The sequence below is a fragment of the Microbacterium jejuense genome, assembly GCF_019511665.1.
Lineage (GTDB): Bacteria > Actinomycetota > Actinomycetes > Actinomycetales > Microbacteriaceae > Microbacterium > Microbacterium jejuense_A.
Genome location: NZ_JAEUAW010000009.1, coordinates 88,116 through 101,298 on the forward strand (window position 1 = coordinate 88,116; position 13,183 = coordinate 101,298).

Consider the following 13,183-nt stretch of genomic DNA (forward strand, 5'->3'; position numbering starts at 1 on the left):
CCGTTACGAGATCTGTAGCGCGTGCCGAAAGGGACAGCGCGAACGACGAGGGGGAGCTCGGGAGCGCCGCCCGGCTGCTCAACCGCAGGCGCCGCTTCAGCCGCAGGCGCCGCTTCAGCCGCGGGCCACGCCGGGGTGGGACTCCAGATAGGCCTCGAACGCCTCGGCCGAGGTCTTCGCCGGCGTGTAGCCGAAGTCGCGCTTGAGGGCATCGTTCGCGAGCACGGGCCGGTAGCGCAGGAAGCCGACCTGCTCGGGTCCGTGGACGGTCAGCCGCAGCGCCCGGCCCACGCGCAGTCCGGCGCCGAGCAGCCCCGCGGGCACCCACACGACGCGCTTGCCGAGGCGACGGGCGATCTCGGGCACCGTGACGCGGCCGTCTCCCGCGACGTTGTACACACCCGGCGGCCCGTCGGTCGCGGCGCGCGCCATGGCGGCGGCGACATCGTCGACCCACACGAACACGAAGGGGGACTCCGAGCCGCGCACGCCCAGCAGCGCCGGGCCGTCCCACAGTGCGGTGATCTGGTTCTGCACGGTCGGCCCGAGGATCGTGCCGATGCGGAAGACCACCTGCTCCAGCTCGGGGTGCGCCTCGCGGTATCCGGCGAGCAGCTGCTCGACCAGCCGCTTGTGCCGGGAGTACGGGAACTCGTCGTTGCCGCGCACCGGGTCGCTCTCGCGCAGCCATTCGGGATTGTCGGCGCGGTATCCGTACGCCGCGCCCGACGACGACACGACGATCCGCTCGACGCCCGCCTCGACACAGGCTTCGAGCACGTGCCGCGAGCCGTCGACGTCGACGCGGTACTCCAGCTCGTGGTCGCGCCCCGGGTTCACGATCGCCGCGAGATGCACGACCACGTCGATGCGGTGCTCGCGCAGCAGCGGCGTCAGGGCGTCGGGCCGGGTGACGTCGCAGTCCGCATAGACGACGCCGTCGAGGGGATGCCGCGGCCCGCGCACGTCGCCTGCGACGACCAGCTCGACATCCGGCCGTGCCACGAGGGCTGCCGCGACGTGGGTGGCGAGGAACCCGGAGCCTCCGGTGATCAGGACGCGGCGGCTCATGATGCGACTTCCGGCGGGTCGTCGGCGGCGGGGGATCCGTCGTTCGGTGCGGCACCCGGGGCCACTGAGGTGCCCGGGGCCGCGGCATCCACCGTCCGCATCGCGTGACGCGACGCGTCGCCCTTCGGCGACCCGGTGCGTCGGCGGGTGTGGCGGGCCCACAGGGCGGCGACGATCAGGCCCGCGATGATGTCCCAGATTCCCCACCAGCCCGCGACGATGGCCATGCCGCCGAGGCCGCCGAAGAACGTGAAGATCAGGCCGAGGCCGAGGCCCGAGTTGCGGATGCCGACCTCGAACGTCATGGCCTTGCGCTCGCGCGTGCCGAGGCCGCCGACGACCGCGGTGCCGTAGCCGATGGCGAGGGCGACGGCGTCGTGGACGGTCACGACGAGCACGATGAGGCCCAGGAACGCGATGAAGTACGCCCAGTTGCCCGCCAGCGCGCCGACGATGAAGCCGCACAATGCGATGAGCGAGAACCACTTCACGAAGGGCTGCACGCGGCGCGCGAACGCGGCGAAGCGGTGCCGGATGAACAGGCCCATCGCGAAGGGCAGACCGATGATCAGCAGGATCTCGCCGAGCATCGCCCACGGGTCGAGCGCGACGGTCTCCAGCAGCTTGCTCGCCGCCGGGTGCAGCGATCCCCAGAATGCCACCGACAGCGGCAGCACGAAGATGTAGATGAGGTTCGACACGGCTGTCATCGAGACCGACAGTGCCACGTTGCCGCCCGAGCGGTGCGTCAGCACCTGAGAGATGTTGCCGGGCGGGCAGCACGCCACGAGGATCATGCCCAGCGCCATCGACGGCGTGACAGGCAGGATCAGCGTCAGTGCGAAGGTCACCGCGGGCAGCACGACCAGCTGCGCGAGGATCGCGATCACGAACGGCTTGGGCTTGCGCAGGACCACCTTGAAATCGTCGAATGTGGTGTCCAGCGCGATGCCGAACATGATGAGCCCCAGCACGACGTCCAGGATCAGCAGCGTGCTCGGATTGAAGCTCAGGACGACGTCGTCGGGATTCACGCCGGCACCTCCTTCTGGCCGTCGGCACGACGGGAGGTCGACCGGATGCGTGGTCTCGTACCCCGCTCAGCACGAGTGCCGTCACGCCGGGGCGCGGCATCCCTTCTCAGTCCCTCGGTCTCGATGCGCACGGCGCGGCGGTACGCGTCCTTGTTCACGTAGTACGACATGCGTTCCAGGCCCAGATACCTGTACCCGCCGGTGAGGTCGGGCCACGGCTCGAGGGCGACGCGCGCGCGGAAGGCGGCGGCGCGCTCGGGGTGGTGCTCGAGGGCGGAGAGGTACGCGGCGATGAGCTCGGCCTGCTCGTAGCGCCCCTGCCAGCCGATGCCCGAGGCCTCGATCATGCCCATGACGTAGAGCCCGTTGAACGACGGGGGGAAGACGTTGAGGAACAGCTTCGGCGAGAAGCCCTGCCACGCGAGCGCCTCGCGGGCGACGAACGGATAGTCGAGCTTGTAGCCGGTCGCGAGCAGCACCGTGTCGTACTCGGCCGAGGAGCCGTCGCGGAAGTGCACCGTCCGCCCGTCGAAGCGGTCGATGTCGGGCATGATGCGCAGGTCGCCCTGCCCCAGGTGGTTCAGGATCAGCGTGTTGACGATCGGGTGCGACTCGTAGATCTTGTAGTCGGGCTTGGGGAACCCGAACCGCACGGGGTCGCCGGTGAACGCCCGCAGCACACGGCTGTCGAGTGCCTGCTTGAGGCGCGCCGGGAGCGGACGGCCCTGGTTGAGGGTGTCCGAGGGCTTGCCGAAGAGGTAGCGCGGCACGAAGTAGTAGCCGCGGCGGACGCTCATGTCGACCGACGCGGCGTGGTGCACGGCGTCGACGGCGATGTCGCAGCCGGAGTTTCCGGCGCCGATGATGAGCACGCGCCTGCCCGTCATCTGCGATGCCGACTTGTACGCGCTCGTGTGCAGCAGCTCGCCGGTGAACTCGCCGCGGAACGGGGGGATGTTGGGCTCGGCCAGCGTGCCGTTGGCGAGGATGACGCCGGCGTACTGCGCGCTCACCGTGCCGTCACCCCCGGTCCCTGAGCCTGACGAAGGGCCGGCGTGCAGCATCCATCCGCCGCCCTCGGCGGGTTCGAGCGAAGTGACCTTCGTGTCGAAGCGGAAGCGACCGGTGAGCCCGAAGTGGTCGGCGAAGCCGCGGAAGTACCGGATCAGCTCGCGGTGGCTCGGGTAGTCAGCCGTCGAGTCCATCGGGTACTCGGCGAACTCGGTGGTCGTGCGGGAAGAGATGAGGTGCGCCGACTCGTACATCGTCGATCGGGGGTTCTCGATGTCCCACAGTCCGCCGACACCGCGTGATGCCTCGTACCCGTCGAACTCGATGCCGGCGCGCTGCAGAGCGCGCGCCGCCGACAGTCCCGACGGGCCCGCGCCGATGACGGCATACCTGCTCATTGCTCCATGTCTTTCTCGCACTCCATCGTGTCGGGCGCGGCACTGCGCCGACAGAACCCTAAGCGTTACTCGGCATTGACAGAAATCGCGCATCCCCGCGCCGGTGACTTGGCGTATGTGTACGCGACACGCTGGCGTGTCGCGTACACATACGCCAAGTCACGCTCATGGGAAGAGTGCCAGGATGCCGCGCACGAGCACCACCGTCGCCCCGGCCCACGCGATCACGAGCATCGCGGCACGAGCGATGCGCGGAGCGAGGTTGCGTGAGAGCACCGTGCCGATCGCGATGCCCGCGATCGTGGCGACGACGAGGGTGCCGACGTCTTCGGGCGGTGTGACCGGCAGGCCGCGCAGGGCCACCGTCGCGATGTCGAAGGCGATGAAGATGAGCTGCGCGCTCGCGGCGAAGCTGCGCTGACCCCACCGGTCGCCGACGGCGTATGCCGCCAGCGGCGGTCCGCCCAGCCCGCTCGCGACGTTCATGAAGCCCGCGGCGGCACCCGCCGCGACCGCGCCGCGCCGCCCGGTCAGCGGAGCCGACAGGGCGGGGATGTGACCCGCGACGAGGGTGAGGTACGCCATCGCCGCGATGACGAGCAGCAGCGCGGCGTCCGGGAGCAGCCGCACCACGAGCGCGCCGAAGGGCGCCGCGACGAGGCCCGGCCAGATGAGCCACCCCGACCGCTTCCAGTCGATGTGTCGCCACACCATCGGGAGGGCCGCCAGCGAGGCGACGAACGCCAGCAGCACGGCGAGCGTGACGCCCTCGACGGGGCCGTAGAGCAGGACGATGGGGCCGACCAGCACCAGCACGAAGCCCAGTCCGGTGATGCGCTGGATGATCGCGGCGACGAAGGTCGCGATGCCCGCGAGGATGACGGTCACGGGATTCCAGTCTAGGCGGCTGTGCGAGGGCGCCCCGGCTCAGCCGCCGGAGACGTCGAGCGCGAACGGGCCCACCAGCTCGGTCAGCTGATCCCGCATGTCGTCGTCGTCGATCGTGGGCGTGCCGTCGCCGGGCTGAGGACCGTAGTCGCCGAACGACGAGTGGCTCGCGCCGGCGATCTCGTGCAGCGCGGCGTCAGCGGGCAGCACGTCGCGTGCGTCGGCGATCTTCTCGGGCGTCGACAGCCCGTCCTCACTGCCCGACACGCTGATGACCGGCAGCCCCGAGTCCGACAGGTCGTTCGCGCAGTACGAGGCGAACAGGGCCAGGCCGTCGGCGTCGACGGCGAGCTGGCACGCGCGCACGCCGCCGAGCGAGTGGCCTCCGACGAGCCACGTGTCGACGTCCGGCGCCAGGTCGGTGAACGTCGAGAGCGGACGCAGGTCGAAGAACGCGAGGTTCAGCCACGGCTTCGTGATGACGACGGTGACGCCGTCGTCGGCGACGAGGCCCGAGAGCTTGTACGCGTACGCCCACGGATCGACCTTGGCGCCGGGGATGTACACCAGCCCGACGTCCGCGGACTCGCCCGTGGGAGCCAGCACGATGCCCGCATCGGTGTCGGTGACCTCGATCGCCGGGTTCGCGCGCACCTCGGCGAGCGGTTCGGGCTCGGCGGCCATGACGCCAACCTGGCTCCAGATCACGACGCCCACGACGGCCAGCACGATCAACGCGCCGATCGACCCGAGGACCCACCAGAGGATGCGCCGACGGGATCTCGGGGTGCGGGTGCTCACCACACGAGCGTATCCGGGCGCGACGCTTCGTCTCGCTGGCGCTCGCTCAGCGGCCGGGTGGTCGCCTTCGCCTTCCGGTCGCTGAGCGAGCGAGGCACGAGCGAGACGAAGCGCAACCCGTGCCGACGTGAACGAGCGACTGTGTCAGCCGGCCACTCCGAGCTCTGCCTGGCGCGCCGCGACGACCGCCTCGACCTTGGCGAAGAGGGGATGCTGCGGCTCGAGGCCGGTGACGGCGGCCGTGACGCTCGCGGCATCCTGCTCCCGCAGCATGCGCTGCAGGTCCACCGACTGCGCGTCCTCGGTGTCGTCGAACGCCAGGGCGGCGCCCATCGCGGCGACCAGCGCGTCGACGGCGAGCCCGCGCTCCGCCGCCTCCGCGGCGGGGCCCACGAAGCGCTCGTGCCGCGAGAGCTTGCGCAGCGGCTGGCGTCCGACGCGCCAGACCGTGTCGGGCAGGGCGGCGTTGCGGAACCGGCGCAGGATCGTCGCGCGGTAGTCGGCCAGCGACGTGGGATCGAGGTCGTGCTTGACCGCGAGCAGCGCCGAGGTCTCTTCGAGCGCCGCCGACACACGGGCGGCGATCGCCGGGTCGGACAGGGCCGCCGCGATCGTGTCGATCCCCGCCTGCGCACCGAAGTACGCCGTCGTGGCGTGCCCGGTGTTGACGGTGAAGAGCTTGCGCTCGATGTAGGGCGCCAGGTCGTCGACGAAGTGCGCGCCCGGGATCGTCGGCGGGTCGTCGCCGAACGGCGGGCGTTCGATCGCCCACTCGAAGAACGGCTCGACGGTGACGTCGACGCCTGCTCCCTCGGGCTGCGCGGGGACGATGCGGTCGACCGCGGTGTTCGCGAACACCGCGCGTCCCGCGAGCGCGTCCCACGCCTCGCCGGCCTGCGCCTTGATCTCGTCACGCAGCAGGTCGGTCGCGTTGATGGCGTTCTCGCACGCCATGATCTGCAGCGGCGGGCTGGACGGATCGCGCAGCGCCAGCCCCGACATGATGAGCGGCGCGACGAACTTCAGCACGGTGGGCCCGACCGCGGTCGTCACGACGTTGGCACCGGCGATCTCTTCGATGACGGCATCCGGATGCTCGGCGCTGTTCAGCGCCCGGAACCCGGTGACGACCGTGTCGCGGCCACCCTCGCCCACCTCGTGCACCGTGTACCGGTCGACGGTGTTGATGGCGTCGACGAGCGGCGCCGCGACGTCCGAGAACACCAGCTCGTAGCCGCCCTGGTGCAGCAGCAGCCCGACGAAGCCGCGCCCGATGTTGCCGGCCCCGAAGTGGACGGCCTTCATCACACGCCCGCCGCCGACACGAGCCCGAACAGCTCCTCCGGCGTCTGCGCCGCCTTCAGGCGTGCCACGTCGTCCTCGTCCGAGAAGAGGATCGCGATCTGCGACAGGATCTCGAGGTGCTCGTCGCCCTTGCCGGCGATGCCCACGACGAACGTCACCGGGTTGCCGTCCCAGTCGACGCCGCCGTCGTAGCGCACGACCGACAGCGCGGACTCCAGGATCTCGCCCTTCGTCTCGTTGGTGCCGTGGGGGATGGCGAGCTCGTTGCCCATGTAGGTCGACACCGTCTGCTCTCGCTGCAGCATGGCGTCGTAGTAGGCGCCCGTGACGGCGCCCGCGGCCTGCAGGATGTCGGCGGCCTCCTTCATCGCCTCCTCCTTCGACGCGCTGCCGGAGTGGATGCGCACCTGACCGATGCTCAGAACCTCGCGTGCCATGTTCTCGCCCTTCTCGTGTGATTCGGAGATGAATGGATGCTTCGTCTCGTGCCTCGCTCAGCACACCTGCCGCCACCCGGCGCCGCCGGGTGAGAGGCGGTGGGGCCGGGGGCCTCGCGCCCGCCCGGCCCCGCCGCGGTCTCTGCTAGGACCTATCCTCGTGCTGGCTGCGCACGAGGTCCACGACCTCGTCGTAGCGGGGCGAGTTCATGAAGTTGTCCACCGACACGTGCACCGCGTCGGGGGTCTTCTGCCGCGCCCTGTCGGTCAGCTGGTTCTGGGTGATGACCAGGTCGGCTGAGGGGTCGAGCGCCGCGATCGCCTTGTTGACCACCGTGACGTCCTCGATGCCCGCCTTCTTGATCTTGTTGCGCAGCACGCTCGCGCCCATGGCGGACGAGCCCATGCCCGCATCGCACGCGAACACGATGTTCTTGATCTGCTTCTCGGTCATGGTGGCGGGCTCGATGCCGCCGTCGGCCTGGGTGGCCGCGCCGCCGCGCAGACCGGCGAGCGCGTCGGAGGACTTGCCCTTGGCCGCCTCGGTCTGCGTGATCGCCGCGCCGAACGCGTCGTCGGTCGCCGCCATCGCCTCGAGGTCGCGCTTGCGCGAGGCGCGCAGGATGATCCACGAGATGAGGAATGTCACCGTTGCAGCGAGCACCACCGACAGCAGGACCGCCACGTAGGAGTTGTTCGCCACCTGGGCGACCACCGCGATGATGCTGCCTGGCGCCGCGGGTGCGCGCAGAGCGCCGCCCAGCAGCATGTTCGTCGTGACACCGGTCATGCCGCCCGCGATGAGCGCGAGGATCAGCATCGGCTTCATGAGCGCGTACGGGAAGTACACCTCGTGGATGCCGCCGAAGAACTGGATCACGGCCGCACCGGGAGCCGAGGCCCGGGCGGCGCCGATGCCGAAGAAGGTGAAGGCCAGCAGCAGGCCGACGCCGGGGCCCGGGTTCGCCTCGAGGAGGAACAGGATGGAGCCCTGCCCGGTGTCGGCGGACTCCGCGATGCCGAGCGGGGTCAGCACGCCGTGGTTGATGGCGTTGTTGAGGAAGAACACCTTCGCCGGCTCGATGAGGATGCTGGTCAGCGGGAGGAGGTTCGTCTCGACGAGCCAGCCGACGGCGTTGCCGAGCGCCTGCATGATGCCGTTCACCAGCCACGCGATCGGGTAGAACCCGATGATCGCCATGACGAAGCCCCAGATGCCGGCCGAGAACATGTTGACGAGCATCTCGAAGCCCGCCTTGATCTTGCCCTCCCACAGGCTGTCGAGCCACTTCATGGTGTAGGCCGCCAGCGGCGCCATGATCATCGCGCCGATGAACATGTGCACCTGGCCGAGCGGCGCGTCGCCCTCGGGCAGCGCCGCGTTGAAGTTCGCCACCAGCAGGTCCGAGCCGGCGATCGCCCCCATCGTGCCGATCGTGGCGACGACCCCGCCGCGGACGCCGTAGACGATGTTGCCGCCGGTGTAGGCGATGATGAGCGGCAGCAGATAGTGGATGAACGGACCGACGATCGTCGCGAGGTCGGCGTTCGGGGTCCAGCCCACGTCGATGAAGAACGCGGTGAAGATGCCCCACGCGATGAGCGCGGGGATGTTCGGCATGATCATGCCGGACAGGAACGTGCCGAAGCGCTGGACTCCGACTCGCGCCTTGCTCGTGCCCTGGGTGGGCGTTGACGCCGTTGTCATGATGGGTCTCCTTGTTCTCGGGTTACGGACGGGCCGCGGCTTCCTGGGCGGCGAGACGGGCGGATGCCGCGTCGGACGCGGCGAGGGCGGCCGAGGCGATGGCGCGCGCCTGGTCGAGGGTGTGCTGCAGCAGGGTGGCCCGCACGTCGGCGAGCGCCGTGGGCGCCATCGACAGCGACGTGGCGCCGAGGCCGACGAGCACGACGGCCAGCAGCGGATCGGCTGCCGCCTCGCCGCAGATGCCGACCGGCTTGCCGTTGGCGCGGCCGGCATCGCCGACCTCGCGGATGAGCCGCAGCACCGCCGGGTGCCACGGGTCCTGCAGTGACGCGACCGACCCGAGCAGCCGGTCGGCGGCCATCGTGTACTGCGTGAGGTCGTTCGTGCCGATCGACGCGAAGTCCGCGTCGACGAGGATGCGGTCGGCCAGCAGCGCCGACGAGGGCACCTCGACCATCACGCCCGCGGTCTTGATGCCGTAGTCGCGCGCGAGGTCCGTGAAGTACCGCGCCTCTTCGACTGTGGCCACCATCGGCGCCATGACCCACAGGTCTGCCTGGGTGGCGGCATCCGCCTCGGCGAGAGCCGTCAGCTGCTCGCGCAGGATGTCTTCGCTGGCGCGCAGCGCGCGGATGCCCCGCAGTCCGAGCGCCGGGTTCTCTTCGTGTGCGTCGTTGAGGAACGCGAGCGGCTTGTCGGCCCCTGCGTCGAGCACGCGCACCACGACCTTCTTGCCGGGGAACGCCTCCAGCAGCTTCGTGTAGGCCTCGCGCTGCTGCTCCACGGTGGGCGCCTGGCTCGAGCTCAGGAACAGGAACTCGGTGCGGAAGAGCCCGACGCCCTCGGCGCCGAGCGCGACCGCCTCGGCGGCGCCGTCGGCGTTGCCGAGGTTCGCCAGCAGCGGGATCGCGGTGCCGTCGGCCAGGGCGCCGTCGGTGATGGGGGCGGATGCCGCAGCCGCCCGATCGGCGGCACGCCGGTGCGCGCGTTCGAGCTCGTCGGCGGTGGGCTCGGTGGTCACGACGCCGGCTGCGGCATCCACGATCACCGTCTCGCCGTCGCGCAGTCCGGTCGCCTCGACCGCCCCGACGACGGCGACGATCGACTTCTCGCGCGCGAGGATCGCCGTGTGCGACGTCGGGCCGCCCTCGGTGGTCACGAGCGCGAGCACCTTGTCGAGGTCCAGGAGCGCGGTGTCGGCGGGGGCGAGGTCCTTCGCGACGAGGACGAAGGGATGCCCCGGGTCGGGCACTCCCGGAGCGGGCACGCCCCGCAGCCGGGCGATGACCCGCTGGGCCACGTCGTCGAGGTCTGCCGCGCGCTCGCCGAGGTACCCGCCGAGCGCCGTGAGCTGATCGCGGAAGGACGCGAACGCGTCGAACACCGCGAACTCACCGGTGCGGCCCTGCGCGACGCGCGCGTTCACCTCGTCGGCGAGACTCGGGTCCTCGGCCATCATCGCCTGCGCCTCGAGCACCTCCTGCGCCGCGCCGCCCGCCTGGGCGCCGCGGGCCTCGAGCTCGCGCGCGACGGCGGCGACGGCATCCGCGACCCGCGCCTTCTCTTCGTCGGCGGTCAGCGTGCTGGGGGCGTCGGACGGCGGCGGAGCCGGCTCGGCCATGCGCGCGACGGGACCCTGGGCGACGCCCAGGCCGATCCCCACACCTCGCAGCTCTCGAGAAACAAGGGGCTCCGTCATGTCAGGCCTCCGCGTCGTGGTCGGTGGTCAGCAGCTCGGTGAGCGCGTCGAGCAGGTCGTCGGCGCCGTCACCCTCCGCGGTCAGGGTGACGTAGTCGCCCTTCTCGACGCCGAGCGCGATCACGCCGAGGATGCTCGCCGCGTTCACGGGGCTCGCCGCACCCTTGGCGATCGTCACCGGCAGGCCGGAGTCCTTGGCCGCCTGCGCGAAGAGCTTGGCGGGACGGGCGTGCAGCCCGTGCGCGGATCCGATCCGGACGGTGCGGGAGACGGGTGGCATATCGGACCTCTCTGTCTTTCGGGCTCGGTGCTGTCGGTGCGGGTCAGGCTGTTCAGGTGTCGGTGCCGGCGGTCTCGCCCGCGGCCGGAGGCGGCCCCCCGGTGCTTCCGACCGCGGCGCGGACCAGCGCGAGCGTCCGCGTGCCGTCCCGGTCGGTGAAGATGTCGGGCGGCAGCAGCACCACCGTCGTGCCCCGGGGCGCGGCATCCCGTTCGATGCGCTCGAGCGCATGAACCAGATGCGGTCCCACGAGGACCACGTCGGCGGAATCGAGGTCGATCGGAAGCGACGCCTCGGTGCCGGCGAAGGCGGCGTAATCCAGACCCTGTTCGTGGGCTGCGTGACGCACGCGCTGTGCGACGAAGGTGCTCGAGGCACCCGCTCCGCAGACCACCAGGATCCTCATCGATCCGCCTCCTTTCGGCCCATTCTTGTGAAACCGCTGGGAGTCGACAACCAGTCCTTCTTCCGCAGGGGCGGAAAAGCGTCGTCCGCTGCCGGTCCGCCTGTCCGGTGCTCGTGGTTGACTGGGCTCGTGACCCGGGCCCGCCAAGATCGTGTGCTCGGACTGCTGGTGCGCGAGGGCGACTGGGTGACGGCATCCGCTCTCGCCGACGCTCTCGGGGTGACACCCCGCAGCATCCGCTCGTACGTCACCGCGGTCAACGCGCGCGTCGACGGCGGCGTCGCCATCGAGTCCGGTCCGCAGGGGTACCGTGCCGGAGCCGAGGCCGCCGCGGCGCTGCGTGTCGAGGCCGACGCCGGCACGCCGCGCGACCGCCTGCACACGGTCGTGCGCGCGCTGCTGGACGAGCCCGACGGCATCGACGTGTTCGAGACCGCCGATGCGCTGCACGTGTCGCCCGCGACGCTCGACGCCGACCTCGCGCGCGTGCGGGGCCTGCTCGGGGGCACCGAGCTGACGCTCGAGCGCTCCGCGTCGCGTGCACGCCTGCGCGGCACCGAGGGTGCGCAGCGGCGACTGCTCTCCAAGCTCGCCCATGACGAGATGGATGCCGGATCCTTCGACCTCTCGGCTCTCCGGCGCACCCTCGGGGAGCGGTCGGTGGGCGCGCGGGCGTTCGGGCCCTTCAAGACCGAGCTCGTCGCGCGCCTCGGCGAGCTCGGTTGGTTCGTCAACGAGTTCGGCATCGCCGACGTCGTGATGCACATCGCGATCGCCGCGGACCGCGTCGCGCAGGACCGGCCGCTCGACGCGGCCGAGCCGGCCGTCGCGGGGGAGCGGCCCACCCAGACGCAGGTGGCCGACATCATCGCCGAGCTCTCGGAACGCCACCTCGGCGTGCGCCTGGGCACCGCGGATCTGCAGCACCTTTCGACCCTCGTGCTGACCAGGGTGGTCGCTCCCGATCGAGGGGTGGCGGCATCCACTCTTCCGGGACTCGATCCGTCGGTCGAGGCGACCGTGCGCGAGGTGGTGACCGCGGCGGCCGAGGAGTTCCTCGTCGACATCGCGCACGACGACTTCGTCGCGCGCCTCGCGCTGCACGTGCAGAACCTCCTGCACCGCGCGCGCGAGCAGGCGTGGTCGCGCAACCCGCTCACGCGATCGCTCAAGTCGACGTACCCGATGATCTTCGAAGTCGCGGTGTTCATCGCCAGCCGGCTGCAGCAGCGGCTCGGCATCCCGCTGCCCGACGACGAGATCGCCTACGTCGCCATGCACGTCGGCGGCCGCCTGGAGCGCAGCCGCCGCGCCGACCAGTTGCTCACCGCGACCATCGTGTGCCCCGGGTACTACGACCTGCACGAGCTGCTGCGCTCCAGCGTCGACCGGTCTCTGGGGCAGGCGATCGAGGTCGTCGGCGTCGAGACGCGCGTCGACCCGGACTGGGCGTCGATCGACACCGACCTCGTTCTCACCACGATCGACCCGTTGACGCCGGCCGACCGGATCGTGCGGATCCAGCCGTTCCTCACCGACGCCGACGTCGAGCGCGTGCAGGCCGCGGCCGGACGCATCCGCCGCTCGCGCCGCCTGGCGCGGCTGCGCGCGGAGCTGGAGCGCTACTTCGAGCCGTCCGCGTTCGTGCGGGGGCTCGACGGCGACGAGGATGCCGTGATCCGCAGCCTCGGCGGCCTGCTGCGCGAGCGCGGAGTGATCGACGAGACCTACATCGACCGCACCCTGGAGCGCGAGCGGCTCTCGTCGACGGCGTTCACCGACGCCCTCGCCGTGCCCCACGCCCTGGAGATGACGGCATCCCGCACCGCCATCGCCGTCGGCATCGCCGACCCCTCCATCCCGTGGGGCGACGGGCGCGTGCAGGTGGTGGCGCTCGTGGCGTTCTCCGAGACCGACCGCGAGGCGTTCCAGACCGTCTTCGAGCAGTTCGTCGAGGTGTTCAGCGAACGCGACAGCGTGCAGCGCATCGTGCGCCGCGGCACGGACTTCAACGCCTTCCTCGACGAGCTCGTCGCCGTCATCGACGGCTGACCCCTCCGTCCCTCTCTCCCGGCTGGGTTTGGGGCGCATCACGTGCGTTTGGGGCGTGTCTCGTGCGCCCCGAGTGCACGAAATACGCCCCAA

12 protein-coding genes are annotated in these 13,183 nt (G+C 70.9%); 1 reads left to right on the plus strand and 11 read right to left on the minus strand.

Features of this window, described 5'->3' with window-relative positions; translation table 11 throughout:
• Positions 1–114: 114 nt before the first annotated feature.
• The 11 genes from JNB62_RS12750 to JNB62_RS12800 all read right to left on the minus strand — a co-directional run bounded on the left by JNB62_RS12750 (position 115) and on the right by JNB62_RS12800 (position 11,038).
• Entirely contained in the window at positions 115–1,071 is a 957-nt protein-coding gene (locus JNB62_RS12750; RefSeq protein ID WP_220301262.1) for an SDR family oxidoreductase, read from the minus strand.
• A complete protein-coding gene (locus JNB62_RS12755; protein ID WP_220301263.1) occupies positions 1,068–2,105 on the minus strand; it encodes a bile acid:sodium symporter family protein in 1,038 nt (345 codons plus the stop codon). The genes JNB62_RS12750 and JNB62_RS12755 overlap by 4 nt, the downstream gene beginning before the upstream one ends.
• Entirely contained in the window at positions 2,102–3,514 is a 1,413-nt protein-coding gene (locus JNB62_RS12760) for a flavin-containing monooxygenase (protein WP_220301264.1), read from the minus strand. Before JNB62_RS12760 ends, JNB62_RS12755 begins: the two co-directional genes overlap by 4 nt.
• A gap of 165 nt (positions 3,515–3,679) precedes the next feature.
• Positions 3,680–4,402 carry a TSUP family transporter gene (locus tag JNB62_RS12765; RefSeq protein WP_220301265.1) on the minus strand — a complete coding sequence of 241 codons (723 nt, stop codon included), beginning with the start codon at positions 4,400–4,402 and terminating at the stop codon, positions 3,680–3,682.
• Between the two features lie 39 nt (positions 4,403–4,441).
• Entirely contained in the window at positions 4,442–5,206 is a 765-nt protein-coding gene (locus tag JNB62_RS12770) for an alpha/beta hydrolase (protein ID WP_220301266.1), read from the minus strand.
• 141 nt (positions 5,207–5,347) lie between these two features.
• On the minus strand, positions 5,348–6,508 hold the full coding sequence (locus JNB62_RS12775; RefSeq protein WP_220301267.1) for a mannitol-1-phosphate 5-dehydrogenase: 1,161 nt from the start codon (positions 6,506–6,508) through the stop codon (positions 5,348–5,350).
• Positions 6,508–6,945 (minus strand): PTS sugar transporter subunit IIA, encoded by a 438-nt coding sequence (locus tag JNB62_RS12780; RefSeq protein WP_220301268.1) that lies wholly within the window; start codon positions 6,943–6,945, stop codon positions 6,508–6,510. Before JNB62_RS12780 ends, JNB62_RS12775 begins: the two co-directional genes overlap by 1 nt.
• 145 nt (positions 6,946–7,090) lie before the next feature.
• The gene (locus JNB62_RS12785; RefSeq protein ID WP_220301269.1) at positions 7,091–8,653 is read right to left on the minus strand and encodes a PTS mannitol transporter subunit IICB; all 1,563 of its coding nucleotides are present in this window, start codon (positions 8,651–8,653) and stop codon (positions 7,091–7,093) included.
• A gap of 22 nt (positions 8,654–8,675) precedes the next feature.
• On the minus strand, positions 8,676–10,274 hold the full coding sequence (gene ptsP, locus JNB62_RS12790; RefSeq protein WP_374450928.1) for a phosphoenolpyruvate--protein phosphotransferase: 1,599 nt from the start codon (positions 10,272–10,274) through the stop codon (positions 8,676–8,678).
• Between the two features lie 79 nt (positions 10,275–10,353).
• Complete coding sequence (locus JNB62_RS12795; protein WP_220301271.1) at positions 10,354–10,632, minus strand: HPr family phosphocarrier protein; 279 nt, start codon at positions 10,630–10,632, stop codon at positions 10,354–10,356.
• A gap of 52 nt (positions 10,633–10,684) precedes the next feature.
• Complete coding sequence (locus JNB62_RS12800; protein WP_220301272.1) at positions 10,685–11,038, minus strand: PTS sugar transporter subunit IIB; 354 nt, start codon at positions 11,036–11,038, stop codon at positions 10,685–10,687.
• Positions 11,039–11,167: 129 nt separating this feature from the next.
• Between JNB62_RS12800 and JNB62_RS12805 the strand changes: the two genes are divergently transcribed.
• The gene (locus JNB62_RS12805; protein WP_220301273.1) at positions 11,168–13,090 is read left to right on the plus strand and encodes a BglG family transcription antiterminator; all 1,923 of its coding nucleotides are present in this window, start codon (positions 11,168–11,170) and stop codon (positions 13,088–13,090) included.
• The last annotated feature ends 93 nt before the right edge of the window (positions 13,091–13,183 follow it).